The organism is Nocardia sp. NPDC005825 (assembly GCF_040630175.1).
Taxonomy (GTDB): Bacteria; Actinomycetota; Actinomycetes; order Mycobacteriales; family Mycobacteriaceae; genus Nocardia.
The window spans coordinates 227,121-251,602 of the sequence record NZ_JBEXXC010000002.1 but is presented as its reverse complement, the minus strand read 5'-3'; the positions used below and the strand labels follow the sequence as shown (position 1 = coordinate 251,602).

The 24,482-nt window shown below is 66.5% G+C and carries 28 protein-coding genes; 13 read left to right on the top strand and 15 right to left on the bottom strand.

What is annotated here, in order from left to right; translation table 11 throughout:
* Positions 1-29 precede the first annotated feature (29 nt).
* From ABZ382_RS05830 to ABZ382_RS05810, 5 genes are all read right to left on the bottom strand, one after another.
* Positions 30-2,126: an acyl-CoA dehydrogenase family protein gene (locus tag ABZ382_RS05830; protein ID WP_357084701.1), complete on the bottom strand. Its 2,097-nt coding sequence runs from the start codon at positions 2,124-2,126 to the stop codon at positions 30-32.
* Between the two features lie 30 nt (positions 2,127-2,156).
* Positions 2,157-3,797, bottom strand: a complete 1,641-nt coding sequence (locus tag ABZ382_RS05825) for a fatty acyl-AMP ligase (RefSeq protein ID WP_357084698.1) — start codon at positions 3,795-3,797, stop codon at positions 2,157-2,159.
* Between the two features lie 146 nt (positions 3,798-3,943).
* Positions 3,944-4,735 (bottom strand): glutamine amidotransferase, encoded by a 792-nt coding sequence (locus tag ABZ382_RS05820; protein WP_357084695.1) that lies wholly within the window; start codon positions 4,733-4,735, stop codon positions 3,944-3,946.
* Positions 4,736-4,762: 27 nt separating this feature from the next.
* The gene (locus tag ABZ382_RS05815; protein WP_357084692.1) at positions 4,763-5,179 is read right to left on the bottom strand and encodes a DUF2000 domain-containing protein; all 417 of its coding nucleotides are present in this window, start codon (positions 5,177-5,179) and stop codon (positions 4,763-4,765) included.
* Positions 5,180-5,199: 20 nt separating this feature from the next.
* Entirely contained in the window at positions 5,200-5,982 is a 783-nt protein-coding gene (locus ABZ382_RS05810; protein WP_357084689.1) for a 2OG-Fe(II) oxygenase, read from the bottom strand.
* A 638-nt stretch (positions 5,983-6,620) separates the two neighbouring features.
* Between ABZ382_RS05810 and ligD the strand changes: the two genes are divergently transcribed.
* From ligD to ABZ382_RS05790, 4 genes are all read left to right on the top strand, one after another.
* Positions 6,621-7,619 (top strand): non-homologous end-joining DNA ligase, encoded by a 999-nt coding sequence (ligD, locus tag ABZ382_RS05805; RefSeq protein WP_357084687.1) that lies wholly within the window; start codon positions 6,621-6,623, stop codon positions 7,617-7,619.
* A gap of 350 nt (positions 7,620-7,969) precedes the next feature.
* Entirely contained in the window at positions 7,970-8,443 is a 474-nt protein-coding gene (locus tag ABZ382_RS05800; protein ID WP_357084684.1) for a hypothetical protein, read from the top strand.
* A gap of 11 nt (positions 8,444-8,454) precedes the next feature.
* Positions 8,455-8,607, top strand: a complete 153-nt coding sequence (locus ABZ382_RS05795; protein WP_357084681.1) for a hypothetical protein — start codon at positions 8,455-8,457, stop codon at positions 8,605-8,607.
* An 87-nt stretch (positions 8,608-8,694) separates the two neighbouring features.
* Positions 8,695-9,612: a 2-hydroxyacid dehydrogenase gene (locus ABZ382_RS05790; protein WP_357084678.1), complete on the top strand. Its 918-nt coding sequence runs from the start codon at positions 8,695-8,697 to the stop codon at positions 9,610-9,612.
* A gap of 45 nt (positions 9,613-9,657) precedes the next feature.
* On the opposite strand, the gene ABZ382_RS05785 is transcribed toward ABZ382_RS05790, so the two are convergent.
* A complete protein-coding gene (locus tag ABZ382_RS05785; protein WP_357084676.1) occupies positions 9,658-10,191 on the bottom strand; it encodes a hypothetical protein in 534 nt (177 codons plus the stop codon).
* A gap of 294 nt (positions 10,192-10,485) precedes the next feature.
* Between ABZ382_RS05785 and ABZ382_RS05780 the strand changes: the two genes are divergently transcribed.
* Positions 10,486-11,706: an MFS transporter gene (locus ABZ382_RS05780; protein ID WP_357084673.1), complete on the top strand. Its 1,221-nt coding sequence runs from the start codon at positions 10,486-10,488 to the stop codon at positions 11,704-11,706.
* Here the strand turns inward: ABZ382_RS05780 and ABZ382_RS05775 are convergent.
* A complete protein-coding gene (locus ABZ382_RS05775; protein ID WP_357084670.1) occupies positions 11,683-11,976 on the bottom strand; it encodes a DUF1330 domain-containing protein in 294 nt (97 codons plus the stop codon). The genes ABZ382_RS05780 and ABZ382_RS05775 overlap by 24 nt on opposite strands.
* Before the next feature lie 224 nt (positions 11,977-12,200).
* Between ABZ382_RS05775 and ABZ382_RS05770 the strand changes: the two genes are divergently transcribed.
* Positions 12,201-12,356: a hypothetical protein gene (locus ABZ382_RS05770; protein ID WP_357084667.1), complete on the top strand. Its 156-nt coding sequence runs from the start codon at positions 12,201-12,203 to the stop codon at positions 12,354-12,356.
* A 444-nt stretch (positions 12,357-12,800) separates the two neighbouring features.
* Here ABZ382_RS05770 and ABZ382_RS05765 read toward each other — a convergent pair whose 3' ends face one another.
* The 4 genes from ABZ382_RS05765 to ABZ382_RS05750 all read right to left on the bottom strand — a co-directional run bounded on the left by ABZ382_RS05765 (position 12,801) and on the right by ABZ382_RS05750 (position 16,117).
* Positions 12,801-13,214 (bottom strand): STAS domain-containing protein, encoded by a 414-nt coding sequence (locus tag ABZ382_RS05765; protein WP_357084664.1) that lies wholly within the window; start codon positions 13,212-13,214, stop codon positions 12,801-12,803.
* A gap of 169 nt (positions 13,215-13,383) precedes the next feature.
* Complete coding sequence (locus tag ABZ382_RS05760; RefSeq protein ID WP_357085883.1) at positions 13,384-15,276, bottom strand: KUP/HAK/KT family potassium transporter; 1,893 nt, start codon at positions 15,274-15,276, stop codon at positions 13,384-13,386.
* Between the two features lie 176 nt (positions 15,277-15,452).
* Positions 15,453-15,653: a hypothetical protein gene (locus tag ABZ382_RS05755; protein ID WP_357085881.1), complete on the bottom strand. Its 201-nt coding sequence runs from the start codon at positions 15,651-15,653 to the stop codon at positions 15,453-15,455.
* Between the two features lie 218 nt (positions 15,654-15,871).
* Positions 15,872-16,117 carry a CsbD family protein gene (locus ABZ382_RS05750; RefSeq protein ID WP_357084662.1) on the bottom strand — a complete coding sequence of 82 codons (246 nt, stop codon included), beginning with the start codon at positions 16,115-16,117 and terminating at the stop codon, positions 15,872-15,874.
* Between the two features lie 151 nt (positions 16,118-16,268).
* Here ABZ382_RS05750 and ABZ382_RS05745 point away from each other — a divergent pair, with 151 nt between their 5' ends.
* A complete protein-coding gene (locus tag ABZ382_RS05745) occupies positions 16,269-16,937 on the top strand; it encodes a PAS and ANTAR domain-containing protein (RefSeq protein ID WP_357084659.1) in 669 nt (222 codons plus the stop codon).
* Positions 16,938-16,974: 37 nt separating this feature from the next.
* On the opposite strand, the gene ABZ382_RS05740 is transcribed toward ABZ382_RS05745, so the two are convergent.
* On the bottom strand, positions 16,975-17,574 hold the full coding sequence (locus ABZ382_RS05740) for a helix-turn-helix domain-containing protein (RefSeq protein ID WP_357084656.1): 600 nt from the start codon (positions 17,572-17,574) through the stop codon (positions 16,975-16,977).
* A gap of 76 nt (positions 17,575-17,650) precedes the next feature.
* Here ABZ382_RS05740 and ABZ382_RS05735 point away from each other — a divergent pair, with 76 nt between their 5' ends.
* Positions 17,651-18,037 (top strand): DUF4383 domain-containing protein, encoded by a 387-nt coding sequence (locus tag ABZ382_RS05735; RefSeq protein ID WP_357084653.1) that lies wholly within the window; start codon positions 17,651-17,653, stop codon positions 18,035-18,037.
* Here the strand turns inward: ABZ382_RS05735 and ABZ382_RS05730 are convergent.
* Positions 18,024-19,352: a deoxyribodipyrimidine photo-lyase gene (locus tag ABZ382_RS05730; protein WP_357084650.1), complete on the bottom strand. Its 1,329-nt coding sequence runs from the start codon at positions 19,350-19,352 to the stop codon at positions 18,024-18,026. The genes ABZ382_RS05735 and ABZ382_RS05730 overlap by 14 nt on opposite strands.
* Before the next feature lie 129 nt (positions 19,353-19,481).
* Between ABZ382_RS05730 and ABZ382_RS05725 the strand changes: the two genes are divergently transcribed.
* From ABZ382_RS05725 to ABZ382_RS05710, 4 genes are all read left to right on the top strand, one after another.
* Positions 19,482-20,105 carry a carbonic anhydrase gene (locus ABZ382_RS05725; RefSeq protein WP_357084647.1) on the top strand — a complete coding sequence of 208 codons (624 nt, stop codon included), beginning with the start codon at positions 19,482-19,484 and terminating at the stop codon, positions 20,103-20,105.
* A gap of 178 nt (positions 20,106-20,283) precedes the next feature.
* The gene (locus ABZ382_RS05720) at positions 20,284-20,556 is read left to right on the top strand and encodes a hypothetical protein (protein WP_357084644.1); all 273 of its coding nucleotides are present in this window, start codon (positions 20,284-20,286) and stop codon (positions 20,554-20,556) included.
* Between the two features lie 271 nt (positions 20,557-20,827).
* Entirely contained in the window at positions 20,828-21,781 is a 954-nt protein-coding gene (locus tag ABZ382_RS05715) for a hypothetical protein (protein WP_357084642.1), read from the top strand.
* Positions 21,782-21,791: 10 nt separating this feature from the next.
* Entirely contained in the window at positions 21,792-22,544 is a 753-nt protein-coding gene (locus ABZ382_RS05710; RefSeq protein WP_357084639.1) for a lytic transglycosylase domain-containing protein, read from the top strand.
* A gap of 22 nt (positions 22,545-22,566) precedes the next feature.
* Here ABZ382_RS05710 and ABZ382_RS05705 read toward each other — a convergent pair whose 3' ends face one another.
* The gene (locus ABZ382_RS05705) at positions 22,567-22,782 is read right to left on the bottom strand and encodes a hypothetical protein (RefSeq protein ID WP_357084636.1); all 216 of its coding nucleotides are present in this window, start codon (positions 22,780-22,782) and stop codon (positions 22,567-22,569) included.
* Between the two features lie 158 nt (positions 22,783-22,940).
* Positions 22,941-23,756 carry a hypothetical protein gene (locus ABZ382_RS05700; protein WP_357084634.1) on the bottom strand — a complete coding sequence of 272 codons (816 nt, stop codon included), beginning with the start codon at positions 23,754-23,756 and terminating at the stop codon, positions 22,941-22,943.
* A gap of 438 nt (positions 23,757-24,194) precedes the next feature.
* On the opposite strand from ABZ382_RS05700, the gene ABZ382_RS05695 reads away from it, so the two are divergent.
* Complete coding sequence (locus ABZ382_RS05695) at positions 24,195-24,479, top strand: hypothetical protein (RefSeq protein ID WP_357084631.1); 285 nt, start codon at positions 24,195-24,197, stop codon at positions 24,477-24,479.
* Positions 24,480-24,482 lie beyond the last annotated feature (3 nt).

The following is a 24,482-nucleotide window of genomic DNA, read 5'->3' as shown; positions in this document are numbered from 1 at the left end:
ATGAAATCTCCCTGAGGGTGCAGAATTGGTTATACGAGCGAATTGTCGAATTCGGCGACTGGGGCGGAGGGTCCTATCCCGTAGCCGTTCACGAGTTTGTTGGCATACACTTCGCGCATTGTCTCGGAACTCCCCGAGAACACGCCGAGAACACGGCTGTCGCGGTAGGAATCGGTGAGGTAGGTCGGATCGGAGAACACAGATCCGCTCACCGACCTGAAGCAGTTGCGGATGACTCTCTGCACGAGTTCGGCCGAGAGGAATTTTGCGCAGGCGGCCTCGGATTCTGAGACTCCGACATGATCTCTCCTCCTCATCATGTCCGCGAAGTAGGTCTCGAGAACGAAGACTTCGGCGATGTCCGCGGCCGCGGCTGTCCCCTTCGTGACGTCGTCCCAGTCGATGTGGACAGCGGTCTCGAGCGACCGACGGGCTGTCGCAGCGGCGCATACCGAGATGAGGAGCCGCTCGTTGGACAAGACCGTGGATGCTTCGGGGAAGCCGTTCCCGACCGTGCCGAGAACGGCCGAGTCCGGGACGTAGCAGTCGACGAATTCGAGCCAGCCGGTCGGAGAGGCACGCAATCCGGTCTTCTCGAGCGCCGCTTTCACCGAGAACCCGGGATTGCTCGTGTCGACGAGGAAGAGTGTGAATCCCAGTGCCCCACGACGCGGATCGGTGCGTGCGAGGACGACCAGGAAATCCGCGATGGGGCCGTTGGTGATGAACAGTTTCTGACCGTTGAGCACCCAGCCGTGTTTGGATCGTTCGGCGTCGAGTCGGATGGATCGGACCAGATCGGAGCCGCCGGACGGGTCGGTGATGGCGATTCCCGACACGAGTTCACCGGCCAGGGACGGAGCCAAATAGGTCCGTCGTTGATCTGGGCTGCCGAGTCTCGCGATCAGGGGCAGTACGCCGTGTGACTGAGCGACGAGGCTGGTCATCACACCTGCGACAGGGTATCGCATTAGTTCGTCGATCAGGATCCGGGATTGCTCGAAGGTTCCGCCGGCACCGCCGAGATCACGGTCGATGATCAGTCCGGTGAATCCGGCCTCGGCGAAGTCTTCGAACAGTGCGCGCGGCAGATCAGCGGTGTGGTCCCAATCCCGGTGATGGGGTGCGATCTTCGATTCCACGAATGTGCGGCATCGCGTGCGGAAGCTGCGCAGGGACGGGTCTTCGTGTGCTTCGGCGGTCTCGGCGAACGCGCGGCTCGCAGCCAGTGCTCCGACGACTTCGGACAGAAGATCGCCGCGCCCGAGCAGTGATGCCAATCGATGCGCGGACTGGTAGTCCACGGCGATCGGGTAGTTCTGCAGAAGGCCGCGTCCGCCGTAGAACTGGCAGCAATCGGCGACTGCCTCGGTGATCAACCGGCCTGCGGTGAGAGCCAGCTGGGCGGCGTGCCTTGCTCGATCGGCAGCGGTGCCCGTGCTCGCGAGGAAGGTCGTTGCGGCCTGCAGGGCGACCTGGCGGCCAGCGATTTCTGCCAATCGATGCCTGACGACTTGATAGTCGATCAGCTTTCCGCCCGCCATCTTGCGCCGAGCAGTGTGGTCCAGCGCTGAATCGAGGGATTGCCGCACGACGGCACCGCCCAGGGCGCACAGCAGTATTCGCGTCGTTTCGACGATAGCGGCGAGCCGCTCGAAATCATCCGGAAAGTCCGTCACCGAGCGGTCGGCAGAAAGCTCGCAATCGGTGAACTGGATATCGGCCGTCGTGAATCCCTCCAGGACTCCGACCGTCTGTCTGCGCACGGCGACACCGTCCGATCTCACCGGAACCGTGATGAGGACGGGGCTGTCGTCGAGTCGTGCTTGGACGTGGATGGACGCTGTGGTCTCGGTGATCGGGACGCCGGTGACGACTCCGCTCAGCGTTATCGTGCCGTCGGTCCTGGCAGCGTGAACCGACGAGGAGATACCGAAGAGTTCGGCGGTGAGTGCGGCGTCCAGCGCGATCGTTGCGGTGTCCGGTTGTGATGCGATAGGTGTGAGGTCGAGAACCGGGCGTAGAAAGGCGTTTCGGAAGATCTCCTGGACACGCGGTCCGACTGCCCGGCCGCTCTCGTTCAGAAGGACTCGCTCGAAGCTGACGATCTGATCCAGCAAATTCATGTTCTTGGTGTCTCCGCGAGAATTCGGTCTTCAGCGGCCGGGTCGGCTGTCGCTGGCGAACAGGCCAGCGGCTTCGGCCCTTCGCAGCTTCCCCGACGACGTTTTCGGCAGCGTCCCGGGCATGACCACCCGGACCGCCTTCGGACGGGCATCCACGGCGCGAAGGATGACGGTGCGGACCTCGGATTCGATTCTCGTGCGCACCGCGGCGTCGCTCGCTTCATGACTCTCGATGAGAATCCCGAAGCCGTCGGAGCCGAGCGACACCGCCGCGGCGCCGCCGGGTCGTACACCCTCGATTCCCGCGAGCTGACGTTCGACATCGACGGGATAGATGTTTCGACCGCCGACGATGATGATGTCCTTGCTGCGCCCGCAGATCACCAGACGGTCCTCGGGCGTGAAGTAGGCTCGGTCGCCGGTATCGAGCCAGCCGCTGGAGTCGTTGGCGGGCATCTTCCCGTCGACGGTCAGATAAAAGTTCGTGATCGAGCTGCCTCGGACCTGCAAATTTCCTACGTGCCTGCCCGGGAGGGCTTGTCCGTCACGATCGACCACTCGACATTCGAGCCCGTCGACGACGCGGCCGACGGTAGCGATCTCTCGGTGACCGTCCGCCTCGGAGGGCACGGCGACCAGGTTGTGTTCGAGCTCGAGCGGATCTATGCGGTCGGTGACCATTCCTTCGCCGGGTCGGCTCAACGCCACCGACAGGGTGGCCTCGGCCAGGCCGTAGCACGGCAGCAGGCACCCAGGATCCAGACCGAATCGCTGGCCGGCGTCGGCGAGGCGACGCATGGTTCGAGGATCGACGGGTTCGGCACCGTTGACGACGACGCGCAGGGCAGAAAGGTCGAACAGGCCGTCGGAGGACTTCTCGAACGTTCGCGCGAGTATGTCGTAGGCGAAGTTCGGAGCCGCGGTCATCGTGCCACGATGGGCAGCCAGCAATCGCGGCCACAGATCCGGTGACGCCATGAACTCCCGAGGTGTCGCCTTGACCAACGGGTATCCGAGTTGCATGGGGAGGGTGAAGAACACGATCATGCCCATGTCGTGGAACAGCGGCAACCAGCTGACAATCACGTCACGTGACGGTGCGAGCCCGAAGGCCGCGACATTGGCTTGAATATTGGCGTGCAGGTTCTCGTGGCTGATCGCGATCCCTTTCGGGAACGATGTCGAGCCGCTCGACAGCTGCAGCAGGGCGATGTCAGATTCGTCACCGTCGACCGGCTCGACGGGTTCGCAGTCGGCGAGCTCGGCCGCCGATTGCGTCGCGATCCCGTGGGAGTTCAACGCTTCGGCGAGGTGCGCGAAGTCCCCGTCGACGAGGACGAATCGAGCTCCAACCATCCGGCACGCTCGGGCGGTGTCGGCCGACCAGCTGTCCATGTCCGTGCGCGGGGTCGGCTGTTGAAGCATGGTCACCGTCGCGCGCAGCATCCAGATGCCCTGGATCAGCGGCGCGACCTGGCTGGGTGCTTGCATGAGCACTGCAATGACGTCTCCGGGCTCGATCCCTGCCTCACGCAGCCCCCCAGCGACTCGCCGTGCCGCGCGGTGTACTTCCGTCCAGGTGGTCGTGACGGGGGCGGTCGGGGGGCCGGTGATGAAGGAAGCCGCGGACGTCTCGCCGGTTGCGTACAGGTTCTTCGTGAAGCGGCTCAAAACGTGTTCCCTTCGAGATTTCCTCGGTGTCGACCCACGGTCGTTCGGTGATGGGACGCCGGCCATCGGATGTCCAGTGCCGGAGGCCCGAGATGTGTCCGCGATGCGCCCTCGCACAACGAGGTCGTTCACGCGGACACCGGGTTTCATCGTGCGAGAGTGGAATCGGGGTCCGGGTGGCGTGCGGGGGCGTCGTGGGCGCTGCTGCGATATCGGGCCACGAATCGGCTCAGGATCACCGGGGGTACCGTGATCTCCTCCCGCCGGCCGTCGGCGATGAGGTGTTCGGCCTCGCCGGTCGCGAAATAGCCACGCTCGCTATAGATCCTGATTCTGAGGGCGAGCCCGTCGGCGTCTAGTTCGGGATGGAACTGTGTCGCATACACATTGCGCCCGCTTCGGAACATCTGCACGGGGCAATCGATCGCCCCCGCCAGTAGGACGGCGGCGGCGGGAACGTGCTGGCATGCCTCTTTGTGTCCGACGAACGCGCGAAACGATCGCTGCAGTCCGAGGAGCAATGGGTCGCGGGTACCCGCGGTGGTGAGGGTAATCGTCTGTGCGCCCGGTGTTTCGCCGTATTGCTCGGTTCCCACCCGCGCGCCCAAGGTGTCGGCCAGTATCCCCATTCCGTAGCAGATGCCGAGATAAGGAAAGTCCCGGCGCACGATCTCTCCGATCAGCAGCCTGAGCCTCGGCTCGAAGAGCCGCTGGTAGGGGTACTTGTCGGCGGGTGAATCGCTCACATTGCTGGGTCCGCCGCCGACGATGACCGCGGCATAGTCGTCGAGGACGATGTCGTCAGGAAACCCCTGGTCCATGCGTACACGTACGACGTCTCGAGACGTCAGTTTGGCTCCTCGGAGAATCGCTCGATACTCGTCGTCCGACGCGGCGTCCTCAGGTCTCAACTGGAGCAGCAAGAATGGTTTGGTCACGCTACATACATCCCGTGAGCATTGTTCTCATTTCCACAGTGAGAATTTCTTGGTGAGTTGGTCGATAACCTCGCCGTCTCCGAAGGTCGCGATCGCCAGAGGGGTGAGATCGTCGCTTTTTGTAGCCGACGTGGACTCACGTTGACTGTCCGATCCGCCTGTCAGCATCGTGTCTAGGTATGTAACACATGGCAGGTCCCGGATCTGCAGCTCAGTTCCGAATGAACGAATATGCCCACCGGTTCCCCGCAGGACGATGAAGGGCCATTCACTGATCCACGGGTAGGTCTCACCGTCGAACGATTCGTACCGGACGAAATTCATTCGATCACGTTCTGCATGGAGGCTTGCGCTCAATCCCGCCGTGACGTGCCCCAGTCCGGATGCAAGCCTGGCGAGGTCGTAATTCTTGTTCAGAACGACAACGAATTTGGATTTCTGCACGGGGCTATTCCGGATCTGCGCTAGGCGAACACGACAATCGGATCACGCGTCGATCGCACGCCCAGAAAGCAGGCAGCAGTAATCCGCGAACCCGATGTCAATCGGCGGACTCCGTGTACGCGAGCCGCGTCGAACATGACGAGGTCGCCCTGTTCGGGATGAATGGACAATAGCGGTTCACCGAGATTCTCGCGGTCGATGCCGTAATCTTGTCGCTTGATCGACATGTACTGACTTTCATCGGTGAAACTGTGCCAGAAATCGACCTCGCCACCCCCGTCAGCAGGTGGGGTCTCGAGATAGACGTTGACGCCAATTCGCCTTTCGAGCCGGTATTCATCCAGCAGCGGCACACTCTTCTGATCGATGTGCGGATTTGCATGACCTCCCTTGACCCACCTGCGCACGATGCTGGCGAGCATCTGTCGACCCTCGTACCGCGCCAGTGTCACACCGGCCGGCCACCACTCGTCGCAACGCAGGCGTACCAGGTCCGCCGGAGCCGCCAGCCTCCCGAAGATGTCGTCGCGTATCTGGGTGGTGGTGTGTTGGGCTGTATCGAGGTAGCGCGATTGTGCAACCTCGGATTCACTGGCCTCCCCGATCGACGTTCCGAGGCTCTGCAGATCACCGGTCAGGGTGTAGTTGGCGGCTTCACATGCCTCGACGATCTTCGGCATCGCGGTCTGACAGCTTTCAGATGGATAGAACTTGTGGTGCCAGATTACGTCGATTCTCCCTTCGCTCAGATCGAGAAGAGTGTCTTGGCTCAATTCATGGGCAAGCGAAATAGCTTTAGTCATGGGTGCCACCTGTTTCGCTAGTTCGTTGTTCGACCGAACAAGATGGAGCGCCCCCGGGGCGCGACTACCGACAAATGTCACCTGCGGTGACGAATTTGCAAAATGACTCGCCGTGTTACCACGGGCGCAAACACCGAACTCCCCCTATGGACGTTGCACTACCGAATGCTAACTGCACTGGCAATTGGCCGAATACATTGCGCAAGAGCCTGTTAGTGCGCGATTCCGCAGTCAATCCGAACCCCCCGTCAATGAATCCCCCGTTTGGCTGCATCCCTATTTGCGAGCCGTAAGCGACAGTAACTACATCCGAATCCGAACGGCAAGTGGAAGGTTCATTTTTCAACTCAGATGTGAGTCATGACACAGTTGCTTGACAGTAACTGCACTACGTGCCGGTGTCACGCATCGCAGCCGAGGGCTGCCGCCCGAGATACATCAGCTACCAGGCCCGGCATCCCTGGTCTGATCGACCAGAAATCCGCTAGATCGGATTAGGAGATTGGACGGGACATACCACTTGCAGCGCGTGGCGAACGGCAGATAGCACTTCCAGTACGCCAGTTCAGATGAGAACTGACAACACCCTCCGCGCCGATCCCCATCATAAGTAGGACCGGTCGGTATTATTTGAACGATTGTCGAGCACCGTTCGAGTTCGGGAGAGGACCAGCGATGGCGACGAGGCAACGGTGACGGGGCTGCCGCACTATGCGCCGATGCTGGCCACCGCCGGCGTCATCCCCCGCGACGACATCGCATGGAACTACGAAGTGAAATTCGATGGCATTCGCGCGACCAGCTACATCACCGATCAGCTGCGTGTTCTATCTCGCAACGACAAGGACATCACCGCAGCCTGGCCCGAACTCGCCGCACTCGCACCAGCGAACCCGCCCTTCATCATCGACGGCGAAATCGTCGCACTCGCCGCAGACGGACGGTCCTCCTTCGAAGCGCTGCAGCCGCGGATGCATCAACGCAACCTGGCCACCATCCGCTCCCTCGCCGCCGCCACCCCAATCACCTACATGATCTTCGACCTGCTGCACATCGGCGACCGATCCCTGATCAACTTGCCCTATCAGCAACGGCGAGAACTCCTTGAGCAACTCGACCTGCGCGGCCCGCACTGGCAGACCCCGCCCCGCCTCGGCGGCCCTGGCGCAACCGTTCTCGACGAATCACGACGCCTCGGACTTGAGGGCATCATCTGCAAGCGCCTCGACAGCCGCTACCAGCCCGGGCGCCGTAGCCCACTCTGGCTCAAGGTCAAGAACATTCGCGATCAAGAGATCGTCATCGTCGGCTGGAAACCGGGCACCGGTCGCCGCGCCGGGCACATCGGCTCACTACTGATGGCCGTACACAGCGACACCGGCGAACTCACCTACGTAGGCAACGTTGGCACCGGCTTCGCCCAAGCCACCCTCAGCGACCTACGCACAAAACTCCAACCACTGCAACGCAACACAGCAACAGTCGACGCCCCGGTCCCCGATGCAGTCTGGGTTGAACCTGAACTCGTCGGCGAGGTCACCTTCACCGAATGGACCGGCGATGGACGATTACGACATCCTTCATGGCGCGGACTGCGCCTCGACAAGAACCCCCGCGACATTCGGCGAGCGCCATAGCGTCGACTTGCCAAGTTCAGAGAAGGACTCCGTCCCACTTCATCTCCACCGCCCACCCGGGCCCGCCCGGCGGCGGTCCCCCGGTCGCCAGCATGGGCGACGGGCCGCGGCGGACCGAGGCGGCCACGCGGGCCGCTATCCGCGCCGATATCCGGGCGAACGGGACATGCCCGAGAGTTTGCTATCGAGTTGCGTTCCCGCCGCCGCGGCACGCCGGGAACGCCCGGTTCGTTATGGTCCGCGGGCCCGGCGGGTCACCAGCCACGGATTCGGCGGACAAGCGGGCAGGACTCGCCGGACAACCTGCCGTATCGGGGTTTGGCCTGCGCGACAGCGGGCATTGCCCCGATATGTTCACAATCATCGGGCTCATCGCTCTGCTGGGTGCTGTGACCGTGGGTGTGGCCGGGGTCGCGGCCAACAGCGGTGACTCGCACGCACTTCCCAACGGCTTCACCGTATTCGACCACACCTATCACGGTTCGAGCGGACTGTTGTTCGCGTACGGGATGTTGATCGGCGCGGTCGGCGCGGCCGGAACGATCCTGCTGCTGGCCGGAATCTGGACCACCTCGCGGCGCGGGCAGGTGGCGCGGCGCGAGCTGCGTCAGTCGCGGCGGGAAATGGCTGCCGCGCGAAAGGAACTCACGAAACCGGCGCCCGCGACCAAGCCCACGGGTACCGTGGAGCCACCTCGGAAGCCGGTGGTTCCCCTGGCCAAGATGGCGCCGAAACGTGCCCTCTCGAAGCCGAACTGGTCGGTCAACCGTTTCCTCGGTCGTCCGAGCGGGTCCCCCGCACCGAAAGAATCCGCCGCCCAATAGGAACCCTCCGAATGTTCGTCGTGCTCGGCCTGGCGCTGCTCGACGCCGGCTGGCTGCTCGCCACCCCGGCTCTGTCCTCGCTCGGAATCATCGCCATGGCCGTCGCCCTGTTCCAGTGGCTGATGGGCGCGCCCGCCCGCTGGCTCGCGCACCCGCGCTATTGACTCGCGCACCCGCGTTCCAGACCGGACACCGAGGTCCGGTGCCACCACGCCGACCGGGATCCCGCCCGGTCGGCTAGCGTCGGTTTCATGACGGTGACGGTGCTGGTGCCCGACGAACACGGCTTCGCGGCGATCTCCCGGCTGCCCGGTGCGCGGCCGCTGCGCTACACGCTCGGCGAGCCGCTCCCCGACGGGGCGGACGAGGCCGAGGTGTTCGTGCCCGCGTTCCTGGCCAGCCGCCCCGAGAATCTCGAATTGGCCCGCGCGCTGCCCACATTGCGCCTGGTGCAGTTGCTCACCGCGGGCGCGGAAACCTGGATCGGACGACTGCCCGCGCACGTCATGATCTCCACGGGTCGCGGCGCGCACGGGGCCAGCACGGCGGAGTGGGCGATCACCGGATTGCTCACGGTCTACCGGGAATTCACCGAATTCGCGCTCGCCCAGCGTGAACACCGCTGGACCCAGCACCGCACGGACACCCTGCACGGCAAGCGCATTCTGATCATCGGCGCGGGCGACCTCGGCACCGAAACACAGCGCATGCTGCTGCCTTTCGGCACCACGGTCGAACTGGTCGGTACCCGACCCCGCGCCGGCGTCCACGGCATCGACGAACTCCCCGCCCTGCTCCCGCATTTCGACGCGGTGATCCTGATGGTTCCGGTCACCACCGACACCATCGGCATGGTCGACGCCGACTTCCTGTCCCGGATGGCCGACCGCGCCATCCTGGTCAATGCCGCCCGCGGCCCCGTCGTCCGCACCGACGACCTGCTCGCCGAACTGCAATCCGGCCGCCTGCGCGCCATTCTCGACGTCACCGACCCCGAACCGCTGCCCGCCGATCACCCGCTGTGGGACGCACCGGGCCTGCTGCTCACCCCGCACGTCGGCGGCAGCAGCACCGGAAACCTGGAGCGCGGCTGGACCATCGCCACCGCGGAAATCGCACGCTACCTCGCGGGTGAGCCGCCGGAGAATCTGGTCAGCGGCGAATACTGAACTCACACTGGGGGTTCGGGGCGAAACCTCCGGGAGCCGGGAGAGTTACAGCGTGTCCTTGCCGATCGGGCGATTGATCCCGCGCCACTCCCGCTCCCAGCGCGCGTACCGCCGGGCGTCGAGCACGGTCCCGGTGAACCACACGGTCGCCGCCGCCGCACACCAGGTTTCGACGAGGATCGCCAGCCCGGTCCCGATCCCCTCCGCGGCCGCGGACCCGGGCCGCGACGGCGCGATGGTCGGCTGCCCGTTCTTGGTCCACAGTGTCACCGTTGCCCCCGCGACCTGCGGCCCCGGCACGTCCACCGTCGCGGTCGCGATCTTCCCGCCGTTGTCCCATTGCACCGGCGCCTGATACCGCACCTGATGCGTCGCGTACCGATCCGAATCCGGCACCCGCATCGAATCCGCGGTCTCCGTGGCCACGACCCGGACCTTCCCCGAATCCTGTGCCACGATCCGGGCCTGCGCCCCCGTATAACTGACGGTCCCCACCGCACCCGCCACCGGGACCGCCGCGGCCACCACCACCACGGCCAGCGCCCGCAACACCACCTCCGCCCGATCCGACACACGCATCAACGGACTGGAGTTCCACGGGCGCACTCGCCACAGTCGTGCCGGCCACGAAGGACGCATCGACACCTGGACCACCTCTCCCCACGCGCCGTAATACCGCTTACATCGGTAGCTGTACCCAGAGGGATACGCCATGAACCAAGGAACGTCAAGGTCAACGCATGGTCAGGTTCGATGCGGTGGCGGGGTAGGACGACCTGCGGTTCTCGCCCGGTGGTATCGCCTGTAGTCGCGGGAACTATGGGGTCCGATTTCCGCCGGACGCGTGATCACGGTGTTCCTAGCGTCGGAATCATGGAACTCGACGTCATTCCGTCCTCGCGGGAACGGGTGCTACGGACACCCACGGTGTGGTTCATGGCCTTCGCGGCCGCGCTCGGGACCGCGAGCATGTATCCGCTGCATCCCGCGATCGCCGAGTTGGCCGGATCGCTGCATGCTTCGACGGCGGCCGTGGGCACGGCGTTGGCGTGCGGGCCGATCGGATATCTGGTGGGGCTGGCGTTGCTGGTGCCGCTGGTCGATCGGTATGCGCCACGCGCGGTGGTCTCGGTTCAATTCGCTGTACTGGCCGCGGTTCTGGCCGCCACGGCCGCGGTCGGTTCAGCGTGGCTGCTCGGCTTCGCGGTGGGCCTCGTCGGGGCGGGGTCCTCGATCGGCGCGCAATTGAGTTCGGTCGCGGGAAGATTCGCGGCCTCGCGTGAGCGGGCCACGGTGCTCGGGATCGTGACGGCGGGCATTTCGGCGGGCATCCTCGCGGGCCGAATCGTCGGTGGCTGGCTGACCGATCTCCTGGGGTGGCGGGGCATGCTGCTCGTTTTCGCCGCGGTGTGCGTCGGCTGCGCGGTCGCCGCTCGCGTCGCCCTGCCCACGGCGGCGGGCACGGCCACCGCGAGCTATCTCGCGACCCTGCGCGGAATGCCCGCACTGTTCGCCCGGCATCCGGCACTGCGCCTGGCGGCGATCCGAGGGTCCCTGTGGTTCTTCGCCTTCTGCGCGATCTGGGCCGGACTCGCGGTCGCCCTGTCCCAGCCGCCGTTCTCGTACTCCCCCGAACGGATCGGCCTGTACGCCTTCGCCGGACTCCTCGGCATTGTCGCCACCCGAATCGCGGGAACCTGGACCGATCGCATCGGCGCACGCCGGGTGATTCTGCTCGGCCTGCCGCTGGCGATCGCCAGTACGGCGATCCTCGCCGTCACCTTGTCGAACACGGCACTGATCCTGCTGTGCCTCGGCCTCTTCGACGCCGGACTGTTCGCCGCCCAGGTGGCCAATCAGAGCACCGTCCTGGCCATCGATCCCACCAGCCCTGCCCGCTTCAACAGCGCCTACATGGTCGTCTACTTCATCGGCGGCAGCCTCGGCACCGCGTTCGGCGCGGCGGCGGTCGGCTGGTTCGGCTGGACCGCCACCGCCTTGGCCGCTGCCACGGCAACCATCCTGGCCGTGACCATCACGGCCCTCACCGGACGCGACACCACACGGGCGTCATCCCTGAAGCGCCTTCACTAGCACCACCGCGGTCTCGGCACCGGCCCGGCGATCCTCCGAGATCCGTTGATAATCATCCGATTCCGCCCACGCCCGAAACGCCGCCTCATCGGGAAAGCTCATCAACACCACCTTGTCCCGATCCCACTCCCCTTCCACCACCCGCGGCGCCTCATCCGCCACGAGCAGCGTTCCCGAATACCGCTGGAACACATCCATGAACGCCGCTTGGTACCGGTTGTAGGCGTCGCGGTCGGTGAACTTCAGCTGTGCGATGGCATAGACGGTCATCCGGCCACCCTATCCCCGAGCGCGTCGATGACCTGCGATGCTGCGCACCGAGATTGGTGCGCTCGCCGTCAGGGTGTGCGGACGCTGAATTCGCCGTCGCAATACCCGTGTGTCGCCGTCTCAACCCTTTCCCTCGGAAGAACTTTCCGACTTCCCGAACAGTTTGAAGACCGGTATTCCGGGAATCGCGTGAAGGCCAGACTTGCCTCCACGAAGGAATTGTCATGATTATCCTGGGCCTCGTTCTGCTGATCCTGGGGCTGGTTCTCGGGATCGGCATCCTCACGACTATCGGCATCATTCTGCTGCTCATCGGCGCGGTCGCCTGGCTGCTCGGAGCGGCCGGACGACCGATCGGCGGCCGCGCGCACTACTGGTGATCGCACGATCACCAAGCGCGGCACTGAACCCGAAATCCCCGGACCGCCCTGTCGCGGGCCGGGGATTCGGTACGGCCGGACACGCGCCTACCCGTGATTCCTCCATCGAAACAAAATGCCGGACATCTCTTTTCGATGACCGGAGGCGGTTGTTCGGTGCGCTCGAGACCGGGCAGCGGATCCGGAATCTGATCAACAGTGACAGCAGGGCCGCGCGGCGTTATGCCGCGCGGCCCGTGCCACGGTCCGATCATTGATCAGCGTCGGGGTTCGATCGAACCGTGGCAGTCTCGTGGTCGGACAGTCACGCGGGGACCGCGTGCGTGACACGCCGCCAACCCCGTTGCCGCGCCGGCACTTCCGCGAACACGTAGGCGAATCGCACCGGGATGTCCGGCCGGGATGCCGTGGTGACCGCGTATCGGCCGTGTACCCGAACCGCCCCTAGGCGACCCAGGTCATCGGTGTGCAGGCGGCGGCGATCGTCGGGGCGGTTTCCAGCTCGGTGTCCTGACCGCAGACCTCCAACAGCCGGTCCACGCAGCGTGTTCCGGTGACCACCCGCAGTACTCGCTGCCGGCTGCGGGCCTGGTCGTCGGCATCCAGAATCGCTTGCAGCCCCGAGATGCTCAGGAAGGTCAGCCGCGACAGGTCTACCACCACGAGCCGAGTGCTGGTGGCGATGGCGTAACCGAGGTGTTCGCGGAATTCTCCGACATTGTTGTAGTCGACCTCGCCGGTGGCGGTCACCACCGTTGTCGACGGCGATGGCGTGCTGTGGGTGATCCCCAGCAGCGTGTCGCGCCCGCATCGCTCGGTTATCGCCGGTCCACCAGCGACGATGAATGAATTCGGCATCAGGATCAGATCCTTGTCCGTTTCATGTGACGCACCCCTGTCCGGGGGCGTCGCATCATGAGTCACCCGTGCCCCACGGCACAGGCTGGGCTGCTGGTTTTCAACCGTGAACATGGAGTACCCACTCCGACCCGAAATACACCCGTGACCCGTCGACGCCGCGTGCTCGTCAGACCTCGATGCGCTCGCCGAGGGTGATCGTGCGGTGGCGGGGCAGGTGGAAGTAGTCGGCCACGTCGGCGGAGAGGTGGCTGGTGGCGATGAAGAGCCTGGTGCGCCAGCGGGACATGGTGGGGTGGTCGGCGGGGCGGAGTTCCACTTCGGAGAGGAAGTAGGAGGCGTGGGGTAGGTCCAGTTCGCCCTCGGTCTCGTCGGTGTCGAGTCCGGCCAGGGCGGCGGGGACATCGGGGGGTTCCATGTAGCCGACCCGGACGGTGACGTGGAAGATGCCGTCGTCGCGGTAGTCGAGGTGGTCGATGCGGACGCGGTCGTCGGGTGAGATGCGGGGAACGGGTTCGGTTTCCACCGAGGCGATGACGGTGTGGCGGTGGCGGACGCTGTTGTGCTCGACATTGGCACGCAAGGCCAGGGGGACGCTTTGCTTGCCTCGGTTGAGGAAGACGGCGGTGCCGTCGACGATGGTCACTCGTGCGGGGTCGTGCCACAGCTCGTCGACGAACTCCCGCAGGGAGCCCTCGAGGCGGTCGCGCTCGTCGGCGACCACGGTGCGACCGCGTTGCCAGGTCGTCATGACCACGAATGCGGCCAGGCCGATCAGCAGCGGCAGCCAGGCGCCGTGCAGGAGTTTGGTGAGATTGGCGGCGACGAACAGCAGATCCACCGTGAGCAGCGGCGTCCACACCACGATGACGAGCCACAGCGGCAGTCGCCACATCGCGTGGGCGAGGTAGCCGAGCAGCAGCGTCGTGATGGTGATCGTGCACGTGACCGCCATCCCGAACGCGAAGGCCAGCGCGGTCGAACTGCGGAAGGCGAGAACCAGGGTCAGTACCGCCACCAGCAACAGCCAGTTGACCCACGGCACGTAGATCTGCCCAGGCGTCGACTCCGAGGTGTGAGCGATGCGCAGTCGCGGCAGGTAACCGATCCGCGCGGCTTGGGACGCCACCGAATACGCGCCGGTGATCACCGCCTGCGACGCGATGACCGTCGCCGCGGTGGCCAGCGCGACCATCGGAAGCCGACCCCAGTGCGGAACCAGCAGGAAGAACGGGCTCGCCACGTGGGCGCGCGTCCCGAGGATCAGGGCGGCCTGCCCGAAGTAGCTGAGCACACAGGCCGGCAGCACCAGCAGAAGCCAAGCGGTGGTGATGGATCGGCGGCCGAAGTGCCCCAGATCCGCGTACAGCGCCTCCGCTCCGGTGACGGCCAGCACGATGCCGGCCAGCGCGAAGAACGCGATGGTGAAGTGCCCGGTGAGGAAGCCGAGCGCGTAGCCCGGCCACAACGCCTTCAGGATCGCGGGGTGTTGCCGGATGCCGCCGATCCCGCAAGCGCCGATCGCCAGGAACCACACCACCATCACCGGCCCGAACAACCGGCCCACCGATTCCGTGCCGCGATGCTGAAAGATGAACAGCAGCACGATGATCAGCGCCGTAGCCGGCACGATCGCCTTGGCCAGAGACGGTTCCACCACCTCGATCCCCTCCACCGCGGACAGCACCGAGATGGCGGGGGTGATCATGCTGTCGCCGAAGAACAGTGCCGCGCCGAAGATTCCGAGAGCCGCCAGTATCGCCGCGGGCCGGCGGCCGCGGGCGGCGAAGCGCCGCACGAGCGTGATCAGTGCCATGATCCCGCCCTCGCCGTCGTTGTCGGCCCGCATGGCCAGCAGCACGTAGGTGACGGTCACGATGATCATCACCGACCAGAACACCAGCGACACGATGCCGTACACGTTCGCCGGCTCGGCCGGGACCGGATACGGATCCGATGGATCGAACACGGTCCGCAGCGTGTAGATCGGACTGGTCCCGATGTCCCCGAACACCACTCCCACCACCCCGATCAGCAGACCGGGCCGAACGGCGTCGCGCATCGAACCGTGGGGGCCCGGCAAACCGGACTGCCCGGCGGACCCCTGATCGTCCGATACCGTCGAATCCTGGCGCTCGGGCATCCTCTCACCGCGCTCGATCGTGTTCCGGATCGACCCCGATCGTCGGGTTCGGCCCGTCGCTTCCGGGTAGTGCGATCACGTCTTCATCGACTGCGCTACGGACTGGGTTGCGGCACATCGACATGGCAGTCGGCGATCTTGGGGTTCACGCCGAAGTAGTTGAGCGGGCCCGCCAGTATCGTGACCGCGATGGTTCCGGCGCTCGCGCAGTTGCTCGGCGCGCTGTCGTAATAGTGCCGCTGCCCGGCCGCCACGGCTCCGATGATCAGCCAGATCACCACGACCAGCAGCAGCATGCTGCTCGCACCCGTGCGGCGACGTCCGCGCCACACCCGGCGGTCATTCGCGAAAGTTCTCATTTCTCATCACCTTCTCCTGACGGGCGAATACCCCAGGAAATGCCCGCCTAACGAGGCATTCGACGCCGTACCGGGGGCAAGGGCGGACAGGGGAAATCCCCCGGCCTGTCGTGCTGCGAGCCAGGGGATTTCGTTGTGGTTACGTTCGAACCGGATCAGCGGCGCTGTTGTGCGCGCTGGCGCTGTTCCTCGGCCGCGGCTCGGGCGCGGTCCTTCTCGGCCTGGGCCTCCCGCTTGGCGGCATCGCGCTGGGCCTCGGCCTTGTCCTGCTGCGCCCGCCCCTCCTCGCGCAGCGCCTCATTGCCGAAGACCTTGCCCGCGGCTTCCTTGGCCGCGCCCTTGACGCCCTCGACCACGCCTTCGACGCCTTCCCGAGGTCCGCTCTTCTCGTGCTCTGACATGGGATATACCTCCGTATATCGATTTCAGGGACATTCCGGACCTACCCGGGTCGCCGCGCCCGAAACAGGCTGTCGGCCATTTCATTTCGACGCGAGAAAATCGGGTGCCGGGCGATGGTGCCGCACCGGCGGCGAGGCGGATAATGGGGCGATGGAGTCTTCGGCCGAACTTCCCGCGGAATCGCTGGTGTGGGCCGCGGGGGCGTATCCGGGCCCGCGGACGGGGAGCTTCTGGTTCTGGTTCGCCACCCGCCGCTGGGAGTGGTCCGCCGAGCTGTATCGCATGCACGGCTACACCCCCGGCGAGATCGAGCCCACCACCGAACTCCTTCTCGCCCACAAACATCCCGACGATCGCGGCAAGGTGGCCGAGGCGATCACCCGCTCCGTCGAATTGGGCGAGCCGTTCTCGAGCCGGCACCGGTTCATCGACACCCACGGCAACGAACATCACGTCATGGTGGTCGCCGACCGCATTCTCGACCAGGGTCGCGCGGTCGGCACCGCGGGGTTCTACATCGATCTGGCCGGCACCCTGATCAGCGCGCAGCGCGAGGCGCTCGAAGAACGGATGCCCGAGCTGGTGGAGGCGCGAGCCGTGATCGAGCAGGCCAAGGGCGTGCTGATGCGCATGTACCGCATCAACGACGAGCAGGCCTTCAAACTGCTGGTGTGGCGGTCCCAGGAGACCAACACCAAACTCCGCGCCCTGGCCGAACAACTCCTGCGCGAACTTCCCAATATCCCGCCCGCGCAGCCCGGCACCGTGTCGGCCTTCGACCACATTCTGCTGACCGTGCACGAACGCATCCAGGAGTGACCTCCGCGGCCGGGCGGACCCGGGCGCGGATCGAACGCTAGCGGCGCACCCCGAGGGTCCGTTCCCAGATCGTCGCCAGGACGTCCACGAGTGCGGCGAGCTCGGTGTCATCGGCGTCCGGGCGCAGATCGAGGAGCATGTGGATGTTCATCGTGGCCAGTGCGAGTGCGCTGCCGCGGGGATCGGGCAGGGGCGCACCGACTTCGGCGATCTTCTCGGTCGCCACGTCGACCACCGCCGCGACGAGGCTGTCCCGCACCGAGCGCACCTCCGGGTCGTCGGTTTCCGACCGGAAGATGGCGCGCAGGACCGCGCCGTGGCGGCGGTAGGTCCGGGCCGCGGCGAGGAGGGCCGCGCGACCCCCGGCGACCGGGTCGTCGGAGTTCCGCCAGTGGGCCAGCCCGGCATCCGCTTCGGCGCGCAGGGGCTGGATCAGGGTGGTGAGCAGCTCGGACCGATCGCGGAAGTACACGTAGAACGACTTTCGGGACAGCGTCGTGCGTTCCATGATCGCCGCCACCGTCGCTTCGTGCGCGGGGCGCGTCCGGAGCAATTCCGTTGCCGCGTTCAGGATCTCGGCGCGCGCTTCCTGCGGTTGCCGTCGGCGGCGCGGTTCTCGATCGGTCGTTACTGCCACAGTGGCAGTATAGTGGCGAACGTTAATGCCACCATGGCAGTAACAGCAGTCACGCACCTGCAGAACGGGTTTCACCATGAGTCGATTACGACCGACCACCTGGTATTGCTTGCTGGTCACGATCTTCCTGACCGTCCGCGCCACCACCACTCTCGCGACCGGACCACAGTTCTCGATGCCCGGAACAGGGTGGCGAGCGGCCTGGCAGCTGCTGCTCGCCGCCGTTCTCCTCGCCGGTTTGCTCCGCCCGCGCATCGCCCGCACCGCCGTCACCCTGGTCGCGGCGACCTACCTACTCGCGACCATCAGTGAGGCGCTCCACCCCGCCGATCTGCTCGGCCTGATCCCCGTCGACATGCGGGACCGGATCGTCCATCCAGCACTCGCGATCGCGGCCCTGGTGTGCGTCGCCGCGGAGGGAATGCTCGCCGATCCGCGCCGAATCACGCTCACATCCCGTTGAATTCGACGATCGGCGGCGGATAGTCGGCGGCCAGGACACCCGCCCGCCACGGGCGTTGGATCTCGGCGCCGGGCAGTTGGGCGAGTTCGGGGAGCCAGCGGCGGACGTAGTCGCCCTCGGGGTCGAAGCGGTCGGCTTGGCGGAGGGGGTTGAGGACGCGGCTGGAGCGGGTGTCGGTGCCGGTTCCAGCCATCCACTGCCAGTTCAGGCGGTTGTTGGCGACGTCGCCATCGACCAGCCAGCGTTCGAAGTGCTCGGCGCCGATGCGCCAGTCCACGCGGAGGGTCTTGACCAGGAAGCTGGCGGCGATCAATCGGGCCCGGCCCGGCATCCAGCCCTCGGCGAGCAGTTGCCGCATGCCCGCGTCGACCATGGGGTAGCCGGTCCGTCCGGCCTGCCAGGCCGCCACCCCGCGCGGATCGGACCGCCAGGGCTCGGCGGACACCGTCTTGTAGTCGGCCACGGCGACGCGGGGTTCATCGGCCAGGACCTGGTGGTAGAAGTCGCGCCAGGCGAGCTGACGGAGGAAGGCGAGGGCGCCGGGGTCGGCGGCGGGGGTGCGGGTCACGATCTCGGTGACGGACAGGCAGCCGAAATGCAGGTAGGGCGACAGTCGCGAGGTGCCGTCGGCGGCGGGGACGTCCTTGTCCTCCTCGTAGCGGCGGACCGGACCGGACAACCACTGCTCGAGCAGTTTTCGACCAGTGGTCTCACCACCGACCGCCAGCCGCGGCGACCCGGGACCCGCGTCGAGATCGGCCGCGCCGGGGATCGCCTCGCTCTCCACTTCCGGCACGGCCACGGTGACCGGCGGCGGCACCGGTCGACGCAGCGGCGTCTCCAGCCAACGGTTGAAATACGGCGTGAAGATCGCGTAATGCCCGCGCCCGGTATCCGGCCGGATCGCACCGGGATCCACCGCGGTGATCGAGCGGCCGTGCGCACGCAGTTCACATCCGGCCGACGAAAGCTGTTCCCGCAGCGCGTCCTCCCGTTTCCGGCTGTACGGGGTGCCGTCCGCCGCGAGGTGCACCGTCCGCGCCCCGACCTCGCGCGCGGCCCGCACGACCTCGTCGACCACCCGGCCGTGCCGCACCACCAGCCGCCCGCCCCGCGCGCCCAGCTCGTCGTCGAGCTCGCTCAGCGCCGAGCACAGGAACCGCAGCCGGTTCGCCGCGTCCCCGACCCGGGCCAGCAGATCGGTGTCCAGAACGAACAAGGGAACCACCGACTTGTCCTCGCGACATGCTGCCGCCAGCGCCGGATTGTCGTGGACCCGCAGATCCCTGGTGAACAACACGATCGACGTCGTCATGCCCGCGCCCCGCCTCCTGATCGATGGTTGCCTGATCGAAGCGACAGTACGGTCCGGCGGCCCGGCTCGCCCGCCCCGCAACGCAGGGCCGGTCGACGCGGATCATGATCAGCGTGCAGAATCGGACATATGCCTCACTCAAATCCGATCAGTGCCTGGAAATCGCTCCGCGACGGCAACGACCGCTTCGTGTCCGGCAGTCAGGTCCACCCCTCGCAGGGCGCCGGTCACCGCGAAGAGCTGGTCGCGGGCCAGCACCCCACCGCCATCCTGTTCGGCTGTGGTGACTCCCGGGTGGCCGCCGAGATCATTTTCGACCAGGGCCTCGGCGACATGTTCGTGGTCCGGACCGCGGGCCACGTCATCGACTCCTCGGTGCTGGGTTCCATCGAGTACGGCGTGCAGGTCCTGAACGTGCCGCTGATCGTGGTGCTCGGCCACGACAGCTGCGGCGCGGTCAAGGCCACCCTGGACGCTCTGGACGGCGGCGCGGTGCCCGGCGGGTTCATCCGCAGCCTCGTCGAGCGCGTCACCCCGTCGATCCTGCTCGGCCGCCGCGAGGGTCTGAGCACCGTCGACGAGCTCGAGGCCCGCCACGTCGCCGAGACCGCGCGCGTTCTCATGGAGCGCTCGCAGATCATCTCGCAGGCCGTCGACGCGGGCCGCCTGGCCATCGCCGGCGTCACCTACCAGCTCAGCGACGGCCGCGCCCAGCTCAACCAGGTCATCGGTAATATCGGCGAACAGCCCTGAGTTCGGCCGTGCGGAAATCGACAATTCCGCATTGAAATACCAACGGGTCCTGAGGCTTTCGCCGTGGTCACCGCAGGAAAAGGGCGGCGCTGTTCCGAATCCAATTTCGGGATTGGCGCCGCCTTTTTCTGCGTACACTCTCCCGCGATAGCCGACACCTATACAGCAGGGCTCAACAATGACAAAGCTCGACTGGACCACCACCGTGACAACCGGCCCCGGCGGCATCCGCACCGAGGAAGCCGGAACCCTCGACGGTGAGATCACCCTCCGCACCTTCTGGTCCGACACCGACAACCTCGCACTGGTCACGGTGCAGCACAATGAGATCCGCGAGTGGTACACGGTGGCGGGCAGCCCCGTCCCCGCCAACTCCAAGGAACTCGCCGAGGCCGTCCACCAGGCCGCCGTCGCCGCCGCCCGCGAGGGCGGCAACGCCACCGCCGGGTAGGAATTCCCCAGAGCGCCGAATCCACCACGGTTTTCGCTCGCGCATCAATTCCCACGGCTCGCTCGACGAGTTCGGAGGCGAAGACCTGGTGGATCAAGGTGAAACAGACGTAATTCAGATGCATTCGCGCGCCTGATCATTCGACATGTGTCGATCTGTTCACCCGTGGAACATCCTGTAGCTCCGGAACATTGGGTTCGGCGCTACGAGGCGCCTCCAGGATATGCCGGTCCTGGCAGAGGCCCAGGGTGGTGATGTTCCAGGAGGATTCGTGGTGACGATGCGCGACGCGCGCCGGTATCTGCCCAATACAGCGGCCACCATGGCGTTGATCGCGCTCGCGGTCGGCGGGGTCGCGATCACGGCGGATTCGCCGCAGAACGACCGGGCGGGCACTGTCGTGGCGTCGTCGAAGGTCTCCGATACCTCCACCGAGACGGACCCGGCCACCGAGATCGGGCCGGTCACCGAGCTCGCGGACGTGACCGAGACGCCGGAGGACGGGACCGTGCCGGACGACATGCCGGCCGCGGACACTCCTGACAGCGGAGACGTGCCCGGGACCGAGACACCGAGCCCCGACACCACCGACCCCGCCACCAGCACGCCGGTCACGACGACGACCGACACGCCGACCACGAGCCCGTCGTCGGGTCCGACCATCAATGTGAATGTGAGTGCGAGTCTGGGCATTTCGGCACAGGTCTCCCCGCCGACCGACGTGATCACGACGCTGACGCCCGGCCTCACCACCGTGACGACCATCCCCACACCGACCACCACGACCACCGACCCGGCCACGCCGATGCCCATCGCGGCGACGACGACCACCACCGCCACCCCGATCCCTGCCGCCGCGGTGACGACCACCCCGATCCCCGCGGCACCGGCGGCGACCATCACCACGACTCCGGTTCCAGCCGTCGCGACAACCACGACCACCCCGGTTCCCGCGACCACGACGACCACCACTGTCCCGCCCGCACCCACACCGGCCAAGGCGTCGACGACCCCGACCACCGTCCGCACGACCACCCCGTCCGCCAAGCCGACGACACCGCGCCGCACCCCGCCGTCGACCACGGTCACCAAAACGACCGCGCCCAAGCCGGTTCCGACCTCGGCCCGCCCGACGGTCGCGCAACCACCGACCACGACGCACCGGCCGGCACCGACGACCACGACGGTGGCCCCCACCACGCCCAAGCCCGTCCCGGCCAAGTAGCACGATGGCGATGACAGCGCGTCCGGCGCTGCTGGTGGCCGCGGTCGCGGCAGCCCTCGCGGGCTGTGGCGTCTCCGGCGAATCGTCCGATCCACCGCCGCCGCGCGCGAGCGAGTCGATTCCGGCGATCCGCCTCGACGCGGCCGAGTCTCCGCTCGACCAGCTCCGCGAGTGGGCGCGTGCGCGTTCCGAGACGAGCGGCATCCCGTTGCGGGCCTTGCAGGCGTACGGCTATGCGACGGTGGCCATGTCGAAGGCCCAGCCCGGTTGCCATCTCGGCTGGGTGACCCTGGCCGGCATCGCCCGGGTGGAAAGCAATCACGCCCGGTTCGGCGGCGCGACCATCGCCACCGATGGCTCGGTGCGACCGCCGATCCGAGGGATCGCGCTGGACGGCACGGGTGGCAATGCGCAGATCGTCGACCCCAATGCCACGGCCCGAAACGGTCATACGGTGTACGCGCGCGCGATGGGCCCGTTCCAGTTCATCCCCGACACCTGGAAACGCTGGGGCGTCCACGCGTCCGTCGGCTACAACACCCTCGCCCCCACGTTGAAGGCCGGCAAACCGGTTGCCACCAGCGACCTTTCGGGCAGCCCGGACAATATCGACGATGCCGCGCTCGCGGCCGGCCGATACCTGTGCGCGGCGGGCGGCGATCTGGCGACGGCGCACGGCTGGCGGCAGGCCATCCTGGCGTACAACCACTCCGCCGTGTACGTCGATCAAGTGCGCAGCAGCGCGCTCGGCTATCAGAAATAGCCGAGCGGCGGAAATCCGACCGTCAGCCGGCCTTGGTGGTCGTCGTGGTGGTGCGGCCGGTCGAGGTCGGGGTCGTCGTGGGCATGTCGATCACGTCCGGCAAGCGACCGCCGCCGAGGACGGGTACCGCGCTGGTCGGGGACGGCGGGACCAGTGGGGCGCTGCGGTGATCGCCGCATCCCGTGATCGCCGCCGCCACCATCGCTATCGCCGCCACCGTGATCAAGTGCTTGGGCACGAGTCAACCTTTCGAAGAGGGATAACCAATTCTGGTACACCCGCCTCGCGAATGTGGCGCGAAAGATCAACTTAGGCACACAAAGTCGGCCCCGGTGGCACAGCGACGCCCGATTAGTTCCGCGAGTCCGGTTCTCCGGCAGCAAATTCCGCAGCGAATCAGCAGCGAACGCCGGTGATGGTGAACCTTTCGACGTCAGCGACGTGACCCCCGGTGGCCGCGACGATGGTGAGCGTGGCCGGACAAGCATCCGAAACGGACACCGTGGCGCTCCAGGGTGATTCGGTACCGCCCGCGGGAATCGGAGCGGATCGCCCGACGGGCTGATCCCGATCCGAGCGCAGGATCCGGACCCGAATGCTCTCGTCCACGCCGGAAATGGTGCCGCCGACGGCCACCGGCGACGAGACCGCGCCGCCGTAGCGCGGCGTGGTCAGCCGGAAGGTGGTGTCGTCGGTGCCGACGACCTCCCACGGCGCGGTGTCACCGTGCCCCATCCGGGCCAGATGCACGACGGCCGCGACGACGGGCACACCGTTCGGATTGTCGAAGCCGACGCTGACCCGCGACTGGTCCCCGTCGGTGGCCACCTTCACGATCTTGTCCAGACTCGAGAACCCGAGGTAGTGCTGGGTGAAGGACTGCGCGGTGGCGGCGGGGTCGAGATGCCAGGGTTGATGCCCGGACCCGGCGTCCCGCTGCCAGGCTGCGGCTTCGGCGCTGTCGCGGAACGGCCACAGTGGTTGGTAGGGGAAGTCCGCGGCGGGGGACGTCGTGGTGGCGCCCGGCCCGCTGCTCGCCGGCGCGGAACTGCCCGGCGCGGTGGTCGTGGACGCGCCTCCCGGTGCGGCGGCGGTGGTGGTGGCCGAGGGCCCGCCTCCGCTGGAACAGGATGTCAGCACGAGCACCGCCGGAATCGCGGCCATCGCGAGGAAGGTCCGGCGGCGATGCCATCGAGAAGTCTTCGTGGTCATGTCCGCCCGGCCTCCTACCAACAATGGGCCCTTTGTCGGATTATCGGACGAATCCCCGGTGATCGCCATGATTCCGCGAGCATGTCCGGAACCGAATACCTCGGGCGTCGCCGGGTATGCGGGCGGTATGGAACCTCAGAACGTCGGATCCGGCATCGGGTCGGACGGAAACCCGGTTCCTCCGGTGCGACCGCCGGAACCGGTCCCACCGCTGGAGCCGGGCGAACCCATCCCGGAGCCCGAGCCGCCCGCACCCCTGCCCACACCGGGGCCGCCGATCCCCCGCCCGCCGGATCCGCTGTCGCCGCCCGTTCCGCCGACGCCGATTCCGGACCCGATGCCTCCGCTGGGCACGTTTCGGTCCCGTGCATCGGGTTACTCGACCGACTGCCGGCAGTCCGTCCGGCGCTCACGACAGCGGAAGGAAGACCTATGCTGATGCTCACCCCCACTGCCGTCGAAGCGGTACGCGGTATCACCTCCGGGGAAGGCGCTCCACAGGCCGCCGGATTGCGAATCACCACGCCGGACGACGCCGAGAGCTTCCAGCTCGCCGTCGCGCCCGGGCCGTCCGAGGACGACGAGGTCCTGACCGCCGAAGGCGCGCGGGTCTACATGGACCGTCGGTCCGCGGAGTTCTTCGACGACAAGATTCTCGACGCGGGCCTGGACGCGACGGGCAACGCCACCTTCGTCGTCGGCCCGCAGGCCACCAACGGCTAGTCA